Source organism: Sphingomicrobium nitratireducens (genome assembly GCF_026157035.1).
GTDB classification, from domain to species: Bacteria; Pseudomonadota; Alphaproteobacteria; order Sphingomonadales; family Sphingomonadaceae; genus Sphingomicrobium; species Sphingomicrobium nitratireducens.
Map to the genome: position 1 here is coordinate 401,365 of NZ_JANJZA010000001.1, position 16,613 is coordinate 417,977.

20 protein-coding genes are annotated in these 16,613 nt (G+C 68.1%); 5 read left to right on the top strand and 15 right to left on the bottom strand.

The window, feature by feature from the left end:
- Both NNY25_RS02005 and NNY25_RS02010 read right to left on the bottom strand, forming a co-directional pair.
- Positions 1-813 carry an EF-hand domain-containing protein gene (locus NNY25_RS02005; RefSeq protein WP_265569686.1) on the bottom strand — a complete coding sequence of 271 codons (813 nt, stop codon included), beginning with the start codon at positions 811-813 and terminating at the stop codon, positions 1-3.
- 73 nt (positions 814-886) lie between these two features.
- The gene (locus NNY25_RS02010) at positions 887-1,306 is read right to left on the bottom strand and encodes a GtrA family protein (RefSeq protein ID WP_265569687.1); all 420 of its coding nucleotides are present in this window, start codon (positions 1,304-1,306) and stop codon (positions 887-889) included.
- Between the two features lie 74 nt (positions 1,307-1,380).
- Here NNY25_RS02010 and NNY25_RS02015 point away from each other — a divergent pair, with 74 nt between their 5' ends.
- Positions 1,381-3,156 carry an AcrB/AcrD/AcrF family protein gene (locus tag NNY25_RS02015; RefSeq protein ID WP_265569688.1) on the top strand — a complete coding sequence of 592 codons (1,776 nt, stop codon included), beginning with the start codon at positions 1,381-1,383 and terminating at the stop codon, positions 3,154-3,156.
- Here NNY25_RS02015 and NNY25_RS02020 read toward each other — a convergent pair.
- From NNY25_RS02020 to gluQRS, 9 genes are read right to left on the bottom strand one after another with little or no spacing between them, the layout of a single operon-like run.
- Entirely contained in the window at positions 3,153-3,776 is a 624-nt protein-coding gene (locus NNY25_RS02020) for a MarC family protein (protein ID WP_265569689.1), read from the bottom strand. The two genes, NNY25_RS02015 and NNY25_RS02020, sit on opposite strands and share 4 nt — an antisense overlap.
- A complete protein-coding gene (locus NNY25_RS02025; protein WP_265569690.1) occupies positions 3,773-4,405 on the bottom strand; it encodes a hypothetical protein in 633 nt (210 codons plus the stop codon). The genes NNY25_RS02020 and NNY25_RS02025 overlap by 4 nt, the downstream gene beginning before the upstream one ends.
- The gene (folD, locus tag NNY25_RS02030) at positions 4,402-5,289 is read right to left on the bottom strand and encodes a bifunctional methylenetetrahydrofolate dehydrogenase/methenyltetrahydrofolate cyclohydrolase FolD (RefSeq protein ID WP_265569691.1); all 888 of its coding nucleotides are present in this window, start codon (positions 5,287-5,289) and stop codon (positions 4,402-4,404) included. The genes NNY25_RS02025 and folD overlap by 4 nt, the downstream gene beginning before the upstream one ends.
- Positions 5,286-5,588: a YggT family protein gene (locus tag NNY25_RS02035; protein WP_265569693.1), complete on the bottom strand. Its 303-nt coding sequence runs from the start codon at positions 5,586-5,588 to the stop codon at positions 5,286-5,288. The genes folD and NNY25_RS02035 overlap by 4 nt, the downstream gene beginning before the upstream one ends.
- 57 nt (positions 5,589-5,645) lie before the next feature.
- Positions 5,646-6,620 carry an L-histidine N(alpha)-methyltransferase gene (egtD, locus tag NNY25_RS02040; RefSeq protein ID WP_265569694.1) on the bottom strand — a complete coding sequence of 325 codons (975 nt, stop codon included), beginning with the start codon at positions 6,618-6,620 and terminating at the stop codon, positions 5,646-5,648.
- On the bottom strand, positions 6,604-7,851 hold the full coding sequence (gene egtB, locus NNY25_RS02045; RefSeq protein WP_265569695.1) for an ergothioneine biosynthesis protein EgtB: 1,248 nt from the start codon (positions 7,849-7,851) through the stop codon (positions 6,604-6,606). Before egtB ends, egtD begins: the two co-directional genes overlap by 17 nt.
- Positions 7,852-7,910: 59 nt before the next feature.
- Entirely contained in the window at positions 7,911-8,474 is a 564-nt protein-coding gene (locus NNY25_RS02050) for a cob(I)yrinic acid a,c-diamide adenosyltransferase (protein WP_265571433.1), read from the bottom strand.
- A 1-nt stretch (position 8,475) separates the two neighbouring features.
- The gene (locus NNY25_RS02055) at positions 8,476-8,679 is read right to left on the bottom strand and encodes an HIG1 domain-containing protein (protein ID WP_265569696.1); all 204 of its coding nucleotides are present in this window, start codon (positions 8,677-8,679) and stop codon (positions 8,476-8,478) included.
- A 5-nt stretch (positions 8,680-8,684) separates the two neighbouring features.
- Complete coding sequence (gluQRS, locus tag NNY25_RS02060) at positions 8,685-9,527, bottom strand: tRNA glutamyl-Q(34) synthetase GluQRS (protein WP_265569697.1); 843 nt, start codon at positions 9,525-9,527, stop codon at positions 8,685-8,687.
- Between the two features lie 189 nt (positions 9,528-9,716).
- Here gluQRS and NNY25_RS02065 point away from each other — a divergent pair, with 189 nt between their 5' ends.
- Positions 9,717-10,286 (top strand): HNH endonuclease, encoded by a 570-nt coding sequence (locus NNY25_RS02065; RefSeq protein WP_265569698.1) that lies wholly within the window; start codon positions 9,717-9,719, stop codon positions 10,284-10,286.
- A 42-nt stretch (positions 10,287-10,328) separates the two neighbouring features.
- Positions 10,329-10,844 carry a response regulator gene (locus NNY25_RS02070; protein ID WP_265569699.1) on the top strand — a complete coding sequence of 172 codons (516 nt, stop codon included), beginning with the start codon at positions 10,329-10,331 and terminating at the stop codon, positions 10,842-10,844.
- On the opposite strand, the gene NNY25_RS02075 is transcribed toward NNY25_RS02070, so the two are convergent.
- Together NNY25_RS02075 and NNY25_RS02080 are read right to left on the bottom strand one after the other, a co-directional pair.
- Positions 10,841-11,695, bottom strand: coding sequence for a UTP--glucose-1-phosphate uridylyltransferase (locus NNY25_RS02075; RefSeq protein ID WP_265569700.1), 855 nt, complete (start codon positions 11,693-11,695; stop codon positions 10,841-10,843). The genes NNY25_RS02070 and NNY25_RS02075 overlap by 4 nt on opposite strands.
- On the bottom strand, positions 11,692-12,048 hold the full coding sequence (locus NNY25_RS02080) for a hypothetical protein (protein WP_338112462.1): 357 nt from the start codon (positions 12,046-12,048) through the stop codon (positions 11,692-11,694). The genes NNY25_RS02075 and NNY25_RS02080 overlap by 4 nt, the downstream gene beginning before the upstream one ends.
- Before the next feature lie 75 nt (positions 12,049-12,123).
- On the opposite strand from NNY25_RS02080, the gene NNY25_RS02085 reads away from it, so the two are divergent.
- A complete protein-coding gene (locus tag NNY25_RS02085; protein ID WP_265569701.1) occupies positions 12,124-12,657 on the top strand; it encodes a TlpA family protein disulfide reductase in 534 nt (177 codons plus the stop codon).
- On the opposite strand, the gene dapD is transcribed toward NNY25_RS02085, so the two are convergent.
- Together dapD and NNY25_RS02095 are read right to left on the bottom strand one after the other, a co-directional pair.
- Positions 12,654-13,475 (bottom strand): 2,3,4,5-tetrahydropyridine-2,6-dicarboxylate N-succinyltransferase, encoded by an 822-nt coding sequence (dapD, locus tag NNY25_RS02090; RefSeq protein WP_265569702.1) that lies wholly within the window; start codon positions 13,473-13,475, stop codon positions 12,654-12,656. The genes NNY25_RS02085 and dapD overlap by 4 nt on opposite strands.
- Complete coding sequence (locus NNY25_RS02095; protein ID WP_265569703.1) at positions 13,472-14,146, bottom strand: pyrimidine 5'-nucleotidase; 675 nt, start codon at positions 14,144-14,146, stop codon at positions 13,472-13,474. Before NNY25_RS02095 ends, dapD begins: the two co-directional genes overlap by 4 nt.
- A gap of 125 nt (positions 14,147-14,271) precedes the next feature.
- On the opposite strand from NNY25_RS02095, the gene NNY25_RS02100 reads away from it, so the two are divergent.
- Entirely contained in the window at positions 14,272-16,611 is a 2,340-nt protein-coding gene (locus tag NNY25_RS02100; RefSeq protein WP_265569704.1) for a S8 family peptidase, read from the top strand.
- The last annotated feature ends 2 nt before the right edge of the window (positions 16,612-16,613 follow it).

Genomic DNA, 16,613 nt, shown 5'->3' on the forward strand with positions numbered 1-16,613 from the left:
TCAGTCGCGCTTGACGATGCGCTCGACGACGACGTTGCGTTCGTCTTCGTCGATCTTGCCGTTACCATTGGTGTCGGCCTCGTCGAAGCGCGCGAGCGCGGTCGCGATCGCCTCGTCGCGGCTGATGCGGCCGTCCTTGTCGGTGTCGCTGTCTTCCCAGCGCTCCATCGCGCGGCCGAGGCGCATCATGCGATGCTTGCCGCCGTCCTTGCCGTGCCAGGTGCCGTCCTTGCCGCCTTCGATGCGGCGCACGATCACGTTCTCGCCGGGCTCGAGATTTTCATCCTCGATGACCTGCGACACGATGCGGTCGGTCTCCTCGTCGAGGTCGGCATCGCCGTCGAGTTCGAGCGTGCGGATCATCACGCGCTTGTGACCCTCGCCGTCCGCGTCGGGAAGCATCATGGCGTGCATGCCGTGCTCGCCGTTCATCGCCTCGTGATGGGCGTCGAATTCCTCGCGACTGATCGCGCCGTTCTTGTCGGTGTCCATCTTGTCGAACATCTCGGCCGGGTCGTGTTTCATGCCCATCGCGTGCGGCATCGGCGGCATGCCGGCCATCCGCTCGCGGTGGCGCAGCATCGCGGGGACGCGTTCCTCGGCGTCGAGATAGCCGTCCTTATTCTTGTCGCGGCGGTCGAACCGCTCGCCCGCGCGCTTGGCGGCTTCCTCGCGCGTGTCGGCGCCCGCGAAGGCGAAGGCGCGCACTTCGTGGCGCATCACCTTGTCCTCGCCTGGTTCGTCCTGCGCGGCGGCGGCGGGCAGCGCGACGAAAGCCGCGCCGGTCATCATGATCAGGGACCTCAACCTCATGTTCCTGTCTCCCACTGGTTTCGGTGGCGGGGAGGCTAGGCCTCCCTTTCTGACTGTCCGTTGAACGGAAAGTTTACGCGTAGACCCATTTGCGTTGGAGGAAGAAGGTGACCCACGGGGTGACGAGGACAAACGGGATTGTCGGCCACCAGGTTTCGCCGCCCAGCCGGTGGACCAGCCACCACACCCAGAACTGGTTGACGAGGAAGCCCGTGATGTTGGTGACGAAGAAGCGCGCGGTGCGCACGTGCGGGCGGTCGCGTGATCCGTGCCCGCGGAAGCTGAAGCGACCGTGGACCGCGTAGCTCAGGAAACTGAAGGCGATGAACACGATGGTCAGCGAGATCATCGGATCGATCCCGGTCAGCTCGGTGACCAGCCAGTAGACGAAGGCGAAGGACACGGTGATGGCGAGGCCCGCGATGGCGTAGCGGACGACCTGGCCGGCGACTTCGCGATGCTCCGGATCGAGCGCTTCGATGTGGCGTCGCATCGTGTTTCCCTTTGCCCCTCTTTGCCCGTTCGCTACAGCAAGGGCGAGCGAGGGGGAAGGGTATGACACAACGGGTGATCGAGTGGACGCGGCGTCACTGGATGGCGGGCGTGCTGCTCCTGTGGCTGCTGTTCGCGGTCGTGATGCTCGTGTTGCGCTATCACTGGCTGGCCGATCTTCAGCTGGGCGATACGGACGACAATACGCGCCTCGCGCAGGTTCGCGACTGGCTGGGCGGTCAGGGCTGGTACGACCTCAGGCAGTACCGGATGGAGCCGCCCGGCGGGGCGAACATCCACTGGTCGCGCCTGGCCGACCTGCCGATCGCGGGGCTGATCCTGCTGCTGTCGCCCATGCTGGGCGGCGTTCTTGCGGAGCAATGGGCAGTGGCACTGGCGCCGTTCGTGCCGGGGCTGATCGCCGCGTTCGCGATCGCGCTGACAGTGCGACGGCTGGTGGCTTCCGAGGCATGGCCGCTGGCGATGGTCGCCTTGTTCTTTGCGAGCGCGGTCAGCACCAATTTCATGCCGCTCAGGATCGACCACCACAACTGGCAGCTCGCCTTCCTCGCGCTCGCCATGGCAGGCCTGTCCGATCGGAATCCGGCGCGCGGCGGTGCGGTCCTTGGCCTTGCCACCGCGCTCTCGCTGGGCGTCGGGCTGGAGATGATCCTGTTTCTCGCGTTGCTGGGTGCGGGCGCGGTCATGAGCTGGACCTTCTTCGCGGAACAGCGCGGTCGTCTCCTGGCCTATGGCGCGGCGACTGCAGGCGGAACCGCGGTGAGTTATCTCGTATTCGCGTCCCAAGCCAACCGGGGCGCGGTTTGCGATGCGCTGTCGAGCGTATGGCTCTCCGATGCGTTGGTCGGCGGCGCGTTGCTGGTCGCGATCGGATGGAAATCGTCCGCGCGCTGGCAGGTACGCCTCGCACTCGCCGTTGGTGCCGCCATGGTCCTCGCCGCTTTCCACGCGTTCGCCTTCCCGCACTGCCTGCAGCGGCTCGAAGGCGTCTCGGAAGCGGCCGACCGCTTGTGGCTGTCCAACGTGCGCGAAGCCAAGCCCGCCTTCGACATGTCGCTGTCGAGCCAGATGCGATTGATGTCGCTGCCATTGATCGGGGTGACTGGCTATGTCCTGTTGTTCCTGCGCGCCCGGCGGGAAGGGCGGCCCCTGCGCTCGACGATCGCGATCGGACTGGCGACACTGCTCGGCTTCCTGCTGGCATTCTGGCAGGTGCGCGTGGTGGCGGCGGCGCAGCTGCTCGCGTTGCCCGGCGCGGTCGGCTTCCTGTGGATGCTGGTGCCGATGACATGGACCTCGAAACGGGCGCTGGTGCGCGTGCTCGGCACCAGTGTCGTGGCGGTCATGGGCCTCGGAGCGCTGCCGCTGCTGGCCGGGGAATATCTGCCCAAGTCCAAGGACGAGCAGACCGAAGTCGAGGAAGCGGCCGCGGGCTCGGTGTCGCGCAAGGCCTGCTCGACGCGTACGAACATGGCGCCGATCGCGGCGCTGCCGGCGGGGCATGTCTACACCTTTATCGACATGGCGCCGCGGCTGGTGGTGATGACCCCGCATACGACGGTGACCGGGCCCTACCATCGCAACGACGACGAGATCGTCGCGGTGTTCGAGACGCTGCGCGCGAAGCCCGACGAAGCGCGGGCGAGGCTGGCCGATGCGAAGGCGGACTATCTGCTGTTGTGCCGCGCGCATATCGCGCTGTTCGACCGCGAAAGCGATCGCACCAGGGGCACGCTGGTCGCCAGGCTTTCGGCAGGCGAGCGGTTCGACTGGCTCGAGGAGATCGCGCTGCCCGAGGGCAACCCGAACCGGGTCTGGAAGCTGCGCTAGAGGCCGAAGGCGGCGCGCAGCCCGTCGACCACGAATTGGGCGGCAAGCGCGGCCAGAATGACGCCGAGCAGGCGGGTGATCATCGCTTCGAGCTTGGCCCCGATCAGTCGCATCAGCGGGCCTGCGGCGAGCAAGGCGAGGAGCGTGACGAGGATGGTCAGCGTGAGCGCGCCCATCACGATCAGCCACTCGGTCGTGCCTGCGGCGCGCCCCGTCATCAGCATGGTCGCTGCGATCGTGCCGGGGCCCGCGATCATCGGGATCGCCATCGGAAAGACCGACACGTCCTCGGCCTCGGGCGTGCCCTCGATTTCCTTGGCGCGTTCCTCGCGGCGCTCGGTGCGCTTTTCGAACACCATGTCCAGCGCGATCATGAACAGCATGATGCCGCCGGCGATGCGGAAGGCGTCGAGGCTGATGCCGAGCGCGGCCAGCATCGGTTCGCCCAGAAGCGCGAAGAAGAGCAGGATGCACCAGGCGACGACCGCGGCGCGGATCGCCATGCGGCGCTTCTGCTCGGCGCTCGCGTGGCGCGTCAGCGATGCAAAGATCGGCGCGTTGCCCGGCGGATCGACGATCACCATGAAGGTGATGAGCGCGGTGGTGAACAATTCGATCATTGGGCAGGCTTTCCGCGCGGGGTTTCGAACACGTAGACGCGTTCGGGGTGGTCCCCGTCCCACAGGGTGATCATGAGGTGCTTGTCGCCGTCGGGCCCGACACCCGCGACGTACAGCAGCGTCCCGTCGTCCGAGGCGCCGCGTAGGGGATCGAGCGACGGTGGGGCCATCTTGTCCATCGCGGCATTTTCGCGATTGCGGCACGTCGCGCGCTCGATTTCCACGCCGCCCGTATCGGGAAGGGCGGCAGCGCCCGTCGCGCCGAGGTCGACGACATAGCGCCAGCCCTCTTCGCCGAGCGACCAGACGGTGTGGAAGCGGCCGGCATGCCCGCTTTCCGGGTCTTCCCAGCCGCCGATATTGACCGCCATCTTGCCGTCGCAGCTCTGGAAGCTCCTGACCGGCCACCAGCGCAGCGCTTGCGCGGGATTTTCCTGCGCGCCGGCGAACTCCTTGGCGTTGACCACGCTGCGGCCGACCAGCACGCCGTCCTCGCGCGCCCACTTGGCAAAGGCGGTCCACTGGCCGAATTCCTGCGCGTCGGCGGCGAAGGCGCGCTCGGCGTCGATGACGCTGGCCGGTTCGCTGGCCGGTTCGCTGGCGGCAAGCAGGAGCGCGGCGAGGATCACAGGCCCTCCGGATCGGCGAGGCCCTCGCGGCGGTGGGCGGCGACGAGCGTGTTGCGAAGGAGCATCGCGATGGTCATCGGGCCGACCCCGCCCGGGACCGGGGTGATCGCGCCCGCATGCGGTTCGGCCTCGGCGAAGGCGACGTCGCCGACGAGGCGGCCCTTGTCTTCGCCGGGCGCGGGATCGAGGCGGTTGATGCCGACGTCGATGACGGTCGCGCCGGGCTTGATCCAGTCGCCCTTGACCATCTCCGCGCGCCCGACCGCTGCGACGACGATGTCGGCCTGGCGGACCAGGGCGGGCAAATCCTTCGTGCGGCTGTGGGCGATGGTGACGGTGGCGTTTTCCGATAGGAGCAATTGCGCCATCGGCTTGCCGACGATGTTGGAGCGGCCGACGACGACCGCATGCAGGCCCGACAGGTCGCCATGCTGCTGTTTCAACAGGTGGATGCAGCCGTAGGGCGTGCACGGGACGAGCGCGTCCTGTCCGACCGACAGGCGGCCCGCGTTGATGACGTGGAAGCCGTCGACATCCTTGGCGGGATCGATCTCGGCGATGACCTTGTCGGCATCGAGATGGCCGGGAAGCGGCAGCTGGACGAGGATGCCGTCGACGCGCGGATCGCCGTTCAATTGGTCGATGAGCGCGAGGAGCGTGTTTTCGTCGGTGTCGGCGGGAAGGCGGTGGGTGAAGCTTTCCATGCCGGCCTCGAGCGTCGCCTTGCCCTTCGAGCGGACATAGACGGACGAGGCGGGGTCTTCGCCCACGAGGACGACGGCGAGGCCGGGCGCGCGGCCCGTCTTCTCGCGAAAGGCGGCGACGCCTTGCGCGACGCGCGCGCGAACTTGTGCGGCGCTGGCCTTGCCGTCGATCAGGCTCACAGGACGGTCGGCCCCAATTCGAGCGCGACCCCGTAAAGCAGCTGGCGCACAATGTAGATGGCGAGCAGCAGGACGAGCGGCGAGAAGTCGAGCCCGCCGAAGTCGGGCATGAACTTGCGGATCGGCCGGTAGAAGGGCGCGGTGATCCGCTCGAGCACCTCGACGAGGGTGCGCACGAAGCCCGAATGCGGGTTGATCACGTTGAAGGCGAACAGCCAGGACAGGATGACCTGGCCGATGATGATCCACGTCAGGACCTGCAGCAGCATGTCGACGATCTGGAAGAGGGCGAAAATCATGGAGGGAGGCTTAGCCGCCTTGCTGCATCGCCGCAACGACTAGGGCGCGCGCAGGGCCTAGGGGGCGGTGCGCGGGGGCTGCGCCTCGGCGAGGATCAGCGCGAAGTCGTCGTCCGCATCGGTCCATTCCGCGATCGGGGTCCAGCCGCCCGCCGCGAGCAGGGCGCGGGCAGCGCGCTTGCCGTATTTGTGGCTGTTTTCGGTGTGGATGCTTGCACCCTTCGCGAAGGAGAAAGGCCGGCCCTCGACGGTGAAATCGACGTCGCGATTGGCGACGAGGTGCATCTCGATGCGGCCCATCATTTCGTTCCAGCGCGCCTCGTGGTCGAACGCGTCCTCGGGGATGGTACCTGCGAGTTCGCGGTTGATGCGCTTCAAGAGGTTCTTGTTGAAGGCGGCGGTGACGCCTTCGCTGTCGTCATAGGCGCGCTTGAGGCGCTCGATCGGCTTGACGCGGTCCATGCCGATGATCAGGTGCGCGCCGTCGCCGAGCATGGCGCGGAAGTGGCGCAGCATGTCGGTCGCGCTGGCGGGGACGAAATTGCCGATGGTCGAACCCGGGAAGAAGCCGACGCGGTGGAGGCCGTCGATCTCGTGGGGGAGATCGAAAGGTTTTGTGAAGTCGGCCTCGACCGGATCGACCGCGAGGCCCGGATGATCGGCCATCAGCGCTTTGGCGGCATCGCGCAGATAGTCGCCCGAAATGTCGATCGGGACGTAATGTTCGGGCTTGATCGCATCGATGACGAGCGGGGTCTTGGTCGCCGAACCCGCGCCGAATTCGATCAGCGCGCCGCCCTTGCCGACTGCGTCCGCGATCTCGGCGGCGCGTTCGGTGAGGATGCCGGTCTCGATGCGGGTCGGGTAATAGTCGTCAAGGCGGGTGATGTCGTCGAACAGTTCCGAACCGCGTCGGTCGTAGAACCAGCGCGCGGGGATGGCGGGAATGGGGGCGGCGAGGCCGTCGAGCACGTCCTTGCGAAAGGCGGGATCGACGTCGGGGGCGGGGGGCGCCTCAAGCGTTTCGGGCAAGGCGGACTCCGGTGAACTGCCAGCGCTGCTGGGGGTAGAAGAAGTTGCGGTAGGTGACGCGCGAATGGCCGCGCGGGGTGGCGCAGGATGCGCCCTTGAGGACGAACTGCCCGCACATGAACTTGCCGTTATATTCACCGACCGTGCCTTCCTCGGGGGTGAAGCCCGGGTAGGGAAGATAGGCCGACTGGGTCCATTGCCAGCAGTCGCCGAAGGGGGAGGTGCCGCCCGTCGGCATGACCGCTGCGGCGGTGTCGAGCTGGGTCCCCGCATCGGGATCGGCGTCGGCGTAGGCGGCTTCCCACTCGGCCTCGGTCGGGAGGCGCGCGCCGGCCCAGCGTGCATAGGCATCGGCTTCGTAATAGCTGACGTGGGTGACGGGGCGCGACGGCTCGATCGGGCGGCGGCCCGCTAGCGTGAATCGGGTCCAGGCATTGTCCTCGTCGCGGCGCCAATATTTGGGCGCCTCGATCCCCTTCTCGCGCACCCACGCCCAGCCGTCGGAAAGCCATAGCGAGGGGGTCGAATAGCCGCCGTCGAGCATGAAGGCGGCCCATTCGCCCTGCGTGACGAGGCGGTCGGCAAGCGCATAGGGGGCGAGCAGCGTGTCGTGGCGCGGACGTTCGCAGTCGTAGCTGAAGGGCTCGCCCGCGTCCGTGCCGATGGCGACCTTGCCGCCCGCAAAGGTCGTCCAGCCGAGCGCCGGCGCGTCGCCGGCCGCGATCGGCGGGCCGTCGAGATAGGCCGGATCGAGTGGGTTCTCGCTCAGCGTCCAGAGGATGTCGGTGAGGAACAGTTCCTGGTGCTGCTGTTCGTGCTGGATGCCGAGTTCGACCAAAGCTTTCACTTCGTCGGACAGGCTGTCGAGCGCGGCCAGCAGCGTCTCTTCGACGGCGACGCGGTAGCCTGCGATCTCGGCCAGCGAGGGTCGGCTGATCATGCCGCGACAGGCGCGCGCCTGCCTTTCGCCCTCGCCCTCGTAGTAGGAGTTGAAGAGGAACGGCCATTTCTCGTCGTGGAGGCGATAGCCCGGCACGTGGTCGCGCAGGATGAAAGTCTCGAAGAACCAGGTCGTGTGCGCGAGGTGCCACTTGGCGGGGCTCGCGTCGGGATGCGGCTGGAGGGTCGCATCGGCGTCCGACAGCGGCCGCGCGAGGTCGAGCGTCAGGCCCCGCGTGGCGCGGAAGCGGTCGGCGAGATTCGCCTTCGATGGTTCGTCGGAACGGGCCACGACTTCTCCACTCTAACAGGTCGGGAGCGGTTGTGGAGCCGCAACGTTCCCTTTTCGTGTCAGTCGCGGTTGGCGCCGGGAGTCCACAGGATATCGCCGCCTTCCGCCGCGGCGATCGCGCGCGCGGCGACAAACAGGTGGTCGGACAGGCGGTTGAGATAGGCCAGCGCGTGCGCGTTGACCGGCTCGACCTCGTTCAGGGCGACGGCGGCGCGTTCGGCGCGGCGCACGACGGCCCGGGTGTAATAGAGGTGGGCGACCCCCGCGCTGCCGCCGGGAAGCAGGAAGCTGGTCAGCGGTTCGAGCGAGGCGTTGGCATCGTCGATCTCGGCCTCGAGCCGGTGGACCTGCGTCTCGACGATGCGCAGCGCGCCGTCGATCCCCTCGGGCGTGGCGAGGTCGGCGCCGAGGTCGAACAGGTCGTGCTGGATGCGGCGGAAGGCGGTCGCGTCGTGGCCTCCCGCCTCAAGCGCGCTGATGGAGACGCCGAGCGCGCTGTTGGCTTCGTCCACTTCGCCGATCGCGGCCATGCGGACCCCCGCCTTGGAAACGCGGCTGCCGTCGACGAGGCCGGCCGTGCCTTCGTCACCGGTACGGGTGTAGATGCGGTTGAGCTTGACCAGCTCAGCTACCCTTGCCGGCGAGCGCGAGGATCAGGGCGACGATGAGGATGGCGATGCCCTGGAAGAGCACGCGCTTCTGCATGTAGCCCTGCTGCTTCTCGCCCGAGAGGTCCTTGCCCGAGGCCATGGCCATGACGCCGCGAACGAGGACATAGGCGGTCGCGCCCATGGCGGCGACGAGTGCGATGATGAGGAGCGTGTTCATGGCCCTTATGTAGGCGCGATGAAGGCAAAGCCCAAGGGCAGACTTCGGGCCGTAAGCGATGCAGCAAGCGCGGGTCCGTCGACGCCGTCGGCACGCATCGCGGCAAGCGTCGGCGCCTGGTCGCGCTTGGCAAGGCGGCGGCCGTCGGCGTGCCCCACGAGCTCGTGATGGAAATAGGTCGGCTCGGGCAGGCCGAGAAGGTGCTGCAACAGGCGCTGGATCGGGGTCGAGGGTCTCAGGTCGGCGCCGCGCACGACCATCTCCACCCCCTGGTCGGCATCGTCGAGGACGCAGGCGAGGTGGTAGGAGGACGGTGCGTCCTTGCGCGCGAGGATAGCATCGCCGAGCTGGTCGGGCGTGGCTGAGAAATGTCTCCCGTCGCGTTCGGTCCATGAGGGAAGGCCGATCCGTTCGAGTGCGCGGCGATGGTCGAGCCGCCAGCTGTGCGGGCTGGACGCCCGTCGCCCCGGATCGTCGGGCAGGCCGCGGCAGGTGCCGGGATACTGATGTCCCGGGTCGCCGTGAGGCGCGCTGAGCACCGCCGCGATGTCGGCGCGCGTGCAGAAGCAGGGATAGACGAGGCGATCGGCCTTCAGCGTCTCGAGCGCGGCATCGTAGCGCGCGAGCCGCTCGCTCTCGCGCATTACCTCGCCCGACCAGTCGAGGCCGAGCCAGCGAAGGTCCTCAAAGATCCCGTCGACGAATTCCTCGCGGCTGCGCGCGGGGTCGAGATCGTCGATGCGCAGGCGGTAGCTGCCGCCGCCCGCGTCCGCCGCCATCGCGGCGGAAAAGGCGTGGCCAAGGTGGAGGCGGCCCGAGGGCGAGGGGGCGAAACGGGTGACCGGCATGACTCAGCAGTGTTGCAAAAGTGACTCTTGACCCGGCGAGTCGCGCCATGGTGTCATGCGTACGTCATCCCGGGTTGGCATCCGGGTGCACGTTAAACGGAAAGACGGGCTTCGGCTGCCAGTCTCCCGCGGACGAGTGCGACAGGCCCGGGGGCGGCGTCCGAAGACGGACACGCGGGAGGGTTTTGCTTGTACCACCATCCGGATCTCCTTCGACACCCAGAGAGTTGCCCGGCGCTCGTGCTCAACGCCGACTATACGCCGCTCTCCTACTACCCGCTCTCCCTGTGGCCGTGGCAGACCGCGGTCAAGGCGATGTTCCTCGAGCGGGTCGACGTGGTCGCCCATTACGACCGCGAAGTGCACAGCCCGTCGGCGGCGCTCAAGCTGCCCTCGGTGATCGCGCTTCGGCAATATGTGAAGCCCAACGAATATCCGGCCTTCACCCGGTTCAACCTGTTCCTGCGCGACCGGTTCGAATGCGTGTTCTGCGGATCGGGCAAGGAACTGACCTTCGACCATGTCGTGCCGCGCAGCCAGGGCGGGCGCACCAGCTGGGAGAATGTCGCGACCGCCTGCGCGCCGTGCAACCTCAGGAAAGGGGGGCGCACGCCCGAACAGGCCGGCATGCCGATGAGTCGCTCGCCGATCCGGCCGACCAGCTGGCAGCTGCAGGATCACGGGCGCAGTTTCCCGCCGGGCTACCTGCACGATACGTGGCACGACTATCTTTACTGGGACGTCGAACTCGAGCCCTGATCCTAACCGGTCGTTAACCATTGCGGGCCTAGGATTTCCGCCATGTTCGAGATGTTCGATCCCACGGTCGCGCCGACCGTCCTCATCGTCGAGCCCAAGCGCAATGCGCTGGGCGTTTTCGCGCGCCGCCTGTCGGAAGCGGGGCTCAAGGTCCTTCCCACCGACAATGCCATCGATGCCTTCGCGATGCTCCATCGCCACCGGGTCGACCTGGTGCTGTCGGAACTGCGCATGCCCGGCAAGGACGGGCTGGAACTGACAAGGCTCATTCGCGACGAGACCGCGCTGGCCGATCTCCACGTCATGCTGATCACGGGGCGGTCGGACAGAAAAGGCGCGGTGCTCGGCTACGAGGCCGGGTGCGACGATGTCATCGCCAAGCCGTTCGACACCGACGTGCTGGTGGCGCGCATCAAGCGCCGCTTCGCACGGGCGCGCTCGCTGGGCGAGCTGAAGCGCGACAAGGCGACGCTCGACGCGCGCGTGGTCGAACGCTCGATCCAGATCGGCGAACTGAAGGATCGCCTCGCCGCATTCGAGCGCGGCCAGAAGGCCTAGCCGAGTCTTTCCCTGAGCAGCGGCGCGATGTCGGGATCGGCAAGCCCGAGCGCGCAATTGGCGAGCACGAAGCCGGCCTTGCTGCCGCAATCGTAGCGCGTGGCGTCGACCTTGACGGCATGGAAGCTTTGTCTGCCGATCAGCCGGGCCATCGCGTCGGTGAGCTGGATCTCGCCGCCCGCGCCGGTCTCGTGGGCGGACAGTTCCTCCATCACTTGCGGCTGGAGAATGTAACGGCCGATCACCGCGAGGCGCGAAGGCGCGGACGCGGGGTCGGGCTTCTCGACCAGGCCCTTGACCTCGGTCGCGTTGCCCTCGGTCGCCCCAGGATCGACGATCCCGTAGCTGGCGGTCGCCTCGGCGGCCACTTCCTCGGCGCACACGATGTTGCCGCCGAGACGCGCGTAGGCGTCGACCATCTGCTTGAGGGCGCCGGGCTTGCCGACCATCAGGTCGTCGGGGAGGAGGACCGCGAAGGGTTCCTCGCCGATCACTTCGCGCGCGCACCACACGGCGTGGCCGAGACCGAGCGGCTGCTGCTGGCGCACGGTGACGAGTTCGCCATAGCCCGCGCGGCTCGAGGCGAGCGGGTCGAGCGCCTTGCCCTTTTCGCCCATCGTGCGTTCGAGTTCGTAGGCCATGTCGAAATAGTCGACCAGGCTGGCCTTGCCGCGCCCGGTGACGAACACGAGCTGCTCGATACCCGCCTCGCGCGCCTCGTCGACCGCGTACTGGATGAGCGGGCGATCGACGATCGTCAGCATCTCCTTGGGCATCGTCTTGGTCGCGGGCAGCAGCCGCGTGCCGAGCCCCGCCACCGGGAAGACGGCCTTGCGTACCTTGTGCGTCATTCGGGTTGTTCCTCGTCGCTTTCGGGCACGGGGTCGGGGCCGGTGATGTCGCTTTCGTCGTGGGACGCGTCGTCGATGTCGGATACGGGGTCGGGCTCGGGCGCCATGCCGCCTTCGGGCGGGGGCAGGTCGAACCGATCGGGCTCGCGCGGGGTCGAACGGCGAACCAGCTCGTCGACGCGTTCGGGTCGCGCATAAGGCGGCGGGGTGAGCAGCTCGGCGGCGTCGGGCGTGTGGTCGGCCATCGCGGGACGCGGCGGCAGGTCCTGTCCGTCGGCCGGGCGCAATTCGCCGGCGCGCCCGCAAGCGGCAAGCGCGAGAAGCGTGACGAGCGGGAGGAACTTGCGGGTCATCGCTACGGGCTTAGCCCGAGGCTTGGCGCGATGCCAAGCTTGCATGACGGCACCGCGGCGCTTAGCCCGTCAGCCATGACGCGTTTCCTGCTGATGCTGCTCGCCGCCTTCTCGCTCGCTGCCTGTGATGCAGGCCATGACGGGACGCCGACGCCGACGCTCGCCGGAGCCGGATTGCAGCGCGAGTTCGTCGGGTCGGAGCTGCCCGCGATCTCGGTGACCACGCCCGACGGAAAACAGGTGCCGCTGGCCGACATCGCCGGGGGTGAGCCGCTGCTGGTCAACCTGTGGGCGAGCTGGTGTGCGCCGTGCGTCGAGGAACTGCCGACGTTGGCGGCGCTCGCCGCGCGCGAGGGAGCGCCGGCGGTGCTGACGCTCAACCAGGACATGGGGCCGCAAAGCTCGGTCGAGGCCTTCATCGAGGAGAAGGGGCTCGAGGGCATCGAGGCATGGCAGGATCCCGCGATGGCGATGACCGACGCGCTGGCGGTGCAGGTGATGCCGACGACCGTGCTCTACGGCTCGGACGGGCGCGAGATCTGGCGCTATGTCGGCGATCTCGACTGGACCGGCGAGGAAGCCGCGACGCTGCTTGGCGAAGCGCGCTAGTCCCTGAGAAGCTCGTTGATGCCCGTCTTCGAGCGCGTGCGCTCGTCGACCGTCTTCACAATCACCGCGCAGGCGAGCGAGGGGCCGCCCTTGTCGCTCGGCAAGGTGCCGGGCACGACGACCGAATAGGCGGGCACGCGGCCGTACATGATCTTGCCGGTGGCGCGGTCGACGATCTTGGTCGAGGCGCCGAGGAACACGCCCATCGAGAGCACCGCGCCCTGTTCGACGACGACGCCTTCGGCGACTTCGGAGCGCGCGCCGATGAAGCAGTCGTCCTCGATGATGACCGGGCCGGCCTGGAGCGGTTCGAGCACGCCGCCGATGCCCGCGCCGCCCGAAATGTGGACGTTGCGGCCGATCTGCGCGCAGCTGCCGACGGTCGCCCAGGTGTCGACCATCGTGCCCTCGCCGACATGGGCGCCGAGGTTGACGAAGCTCGGCATCAGCACCGCGCCGGGGGCGATATAGGCGCCGCGACGCACGATCGCGCCGGGCACCGCGCGAAAGCCCGCGGCCTTGAACGCATCCTCGCCCCAGCCGAGGAACTTGCTCTCGACCTTGTCCCACCAGGGCGCGCCGCCGGGCCCGCCAGGGATCGCTTCCATCGGGTTCAAGCGGAAGGAGAGCAGCACTGCCTTCTTGAGCCACTGGTTGACCTGCCAGTCGCCGTCGACCTTCTCGGCGATGCGCGCTTCGCCCGAATCGAGGCGCAGGATGGCTGCCTCGACCGCCTCGCGCACCGCGCCCGAGGTCGACGCGTCGATGCTGTCGCGCGCGTCCCAGGCCTGTTCGATGGTCGTCTTGAGGTCGCTCATTCGGTCTCTCCGTCGAGGATTTGGGTCAGCCAGTCGCCGACATGGGTGATGCGATGGTCGACGATGGCTGGGTCGGGCGCGTGATGCGCCTGTTCGGAGCCGTTGTCGACCCAGATGGTCGTAAGGCCCAGCGCCTTGGCGGGTTTCAAATTCTTGGCCATGTCCTCGACCAGCACCGCGCGCGCCGGGTCGATGGCGAACTTGTCGAGCATCAGCTCGTAGCCGTGGGGATCGGGCTTGGGCCTGAGGTCCGAAGCGTGGATGTCGTGAAGGTCGTGAAAATGCTCCTCGATCCCCAGCCGCCCGAGGACCCGGCGGGCATAAGGCGCATCGCCGTTGGTGAAGATGAAGCGGCGCCCCGGCAGGCGTCCGAGGCCGCGCGCGAGTTGCGGGTCGTGGGCGATGCGGTCGAGCGGGATGTCGTGGACGTCGGCGAGAAAATCGTGCGGGTCGACGCCATGCTCGGCCATGAGGCCCGCCAGTGTGGTCCCATGGTCACGGAAGTGCGCTTTCTGCACGCGGTGCGCCTCGGCATGGTCGACGTCGAGCAGCCGGCGGATATAAGCGTTCATTCTGGCGTCGATCAGCGTGAACAGTCCGCTCGACGCCGGGTAGAGCGTATTGTCGAGATCGAAGATCCAGTCGCGGATATGGGCGAAGCGCGGGTCCATCGGTGCCCTGCTCCTAGCCTCAAGTCCGTCTTTCAGCAAAATGTAAGTTTTTCTTCACTATAAAAGTTCAGAAACGGGTTTCAGATCAGAGATTTGCGGGGAATTGGGCAATGAAGGTACGTGGGATGAAGACGATGACGGCCGTTGGCCTGGCGCTGTCGCTGGCCGCTTGCGGCGGTGGTGGCGGCGGTGGCGGAACGAGCACGCGCCCGCTTCCGACCCCGGCCCCGACGCCCGCGCCGGCCCCCGCGCCGACGCCGTCACCCACGCCGACCCCGACGCCGACTCCGACCCCGACCCCCACACCTACGCCCACGCCGACGCCCACCCCGACGGGCGGGATCAAGGTCAGCTCGACCGAATATGCGCGCTCTGACGGCGCGGAAGTGTCGAACGCGATCGCGGCCTATAACGCCGGTACGTCGGGCAAGGGCGTGTCGCTTGCGGTGATCGACACCGGCATCAATCCCAACCTGTCCGAATTCACCGGCCGCGTGGACCTCGTCAACAGCGGCGACATGGTCGGCTCGCGCGGTATCTCCGACGAGGACGGGCACGGCACTGCCGTGTCGGCGGTCGCGGCAGCCGCTGCCAACGGCACCGGCATCCTCGGCGTCGCCTTCGGTGCGACCATCGTCAACTACCGCGTCGACGATCTCGGCAGCTGCACGCCGCCGAGCGATTGCGAGTTCAGCGATCCCGCGATCGCCGCCGCAGTCGATGCCGCGATCGCGGCCGACGTGCGCGTGATCAACCTCTCGCTCGGCGGCGGCGCGCCCACGACGGTGCTGTCGGACGCGCTCCAGCGTGCGGCCGACGCGGGCATCGTGATCGTCATCTCGGCGGGCAACGACGGACGGGCCAATCCGGACGCGTTCGCGCTGCAGGCCGCGCTCGACACGACCGGCGGGGTCGTGATCATCGCGGGCTCGGTCGGCGACACGAGCGGCTGGGATGTACTTTCCTCCTTCTCGAACAAGGCGGGCACGGGGGCGGCCTACTATCTCGCCGCGCCCGGCTTCCAGATGCAGGCGCCGGATCACGAAGGCACCACCTTCCTGTGGTCGGGGACGAGTTTTTCGGCGCCCGTGATCACCGGCGCCGTTGCGCTGATGGCGGAAGCCTTTCCGAGCCTGACCGGCCAGGAAATCGTCGAGATCCTGTTCAACAGCGCGACCGACCTCGGGGCTGCCGGGAACGACAGCGTCTTCGGTCACGGCCGTCTCAATATCGCGGCGGCGTTCATGCCGTCGGGCGCGACCACGGTGGCGGGGACCTCCACGCCGCTCTCGACGAGCAGCAATGGCCAGCTTCCCGCCGCAGCGGGCGACGCGCTGCAGACGCAGGGCGCGATGCAGATGCTGTTCACCGACAAGTACGACCGCGCCTACACGCTCGACGTCGGCAAGACGCTGGCCCGCGCGGAAGGCGCGACGCCGCTCAGGGACGCGCTGTCGGGCGCCGCGCTTCGCAATCGCGGCTTCACGGCGGGACCGCTCTCGCTGGCGATGACGATCAAGCCGGGCGAACAGCTGCTCGGCATGGCCCCCAAGGCCGAAATCGACGGTCTCCACATCGGGCCCGAGGACCTCGAACGGGCGCGGCTGGTCGCGGGCAGCGCGATCGCGCGCCTCGATGCCAAGACGCTGGCGGGCTTCGGCTTCGCGGAAAGCGCCGATGCGCTCCAGCGCCGTCTGTCGGGCGTCGCGGGCGATGCCTTCCTCGTCGCCAAGCAGGGCGGTGCCTCGCTCGGCTTCCAGGCCGACCGCGACGGCGCGTTCGGCGTCCACCGCGACCTGGGCAAGGGTTTCGGCATGACGCTGACCGGCGAGACCGGCGACGTGTTCACTCGCGTCGAAGCGCTCGGTTCGGGCGCGCCCTACAGCCTCTACGGCGCGAGCCTCGACAAGGCGTTCGGCAGCAAGGCCCACGCCTCGCTCGGCGTCTCTCTGCTCGACGAGCGCGAGACCCTGTTGGGCGGCGGATTCTCGGCCGCGCTCGGCGATGCCGGCACGGGCGCGAAGACCCACTTCGTCGACGCGGCCTTCCGCCGCGACATGGGCAAGGGCTTCTCGCTCGGCCTCAACGCGCGGCGCGGCTGGACCGTCTTCGGGGGCGGCGCCTTCCAGACGGGCGCCTACGCGTTCGACGTCTCGCGCACGAACCTCTTGCGGGCCGGCGACACGCTCGCTTTCCGGGTCTCGCAGCCGCTGCGCGTCGAGACGGGCGGCTTCTCGCTGTGGTCCGCGCTGGCGTGGGATTATTCGACCGAAAGCGCGACGATGGGCTGGCAGCAATATTCGCTCAGCCCCTCGGGCCGCGAGCTGGTCGGCGAAATGGGCTATTCGGCCCGCGTGTGGGGCGGCAGCCTCGGCGCCAACGCCTATCTGCGTCGCCAGCCCGGGCATATCGCGGACGCGCCGGCCGATGTCGGCGCGGCGGTCCGCTTCTCGAAAGGCTTCTAGGA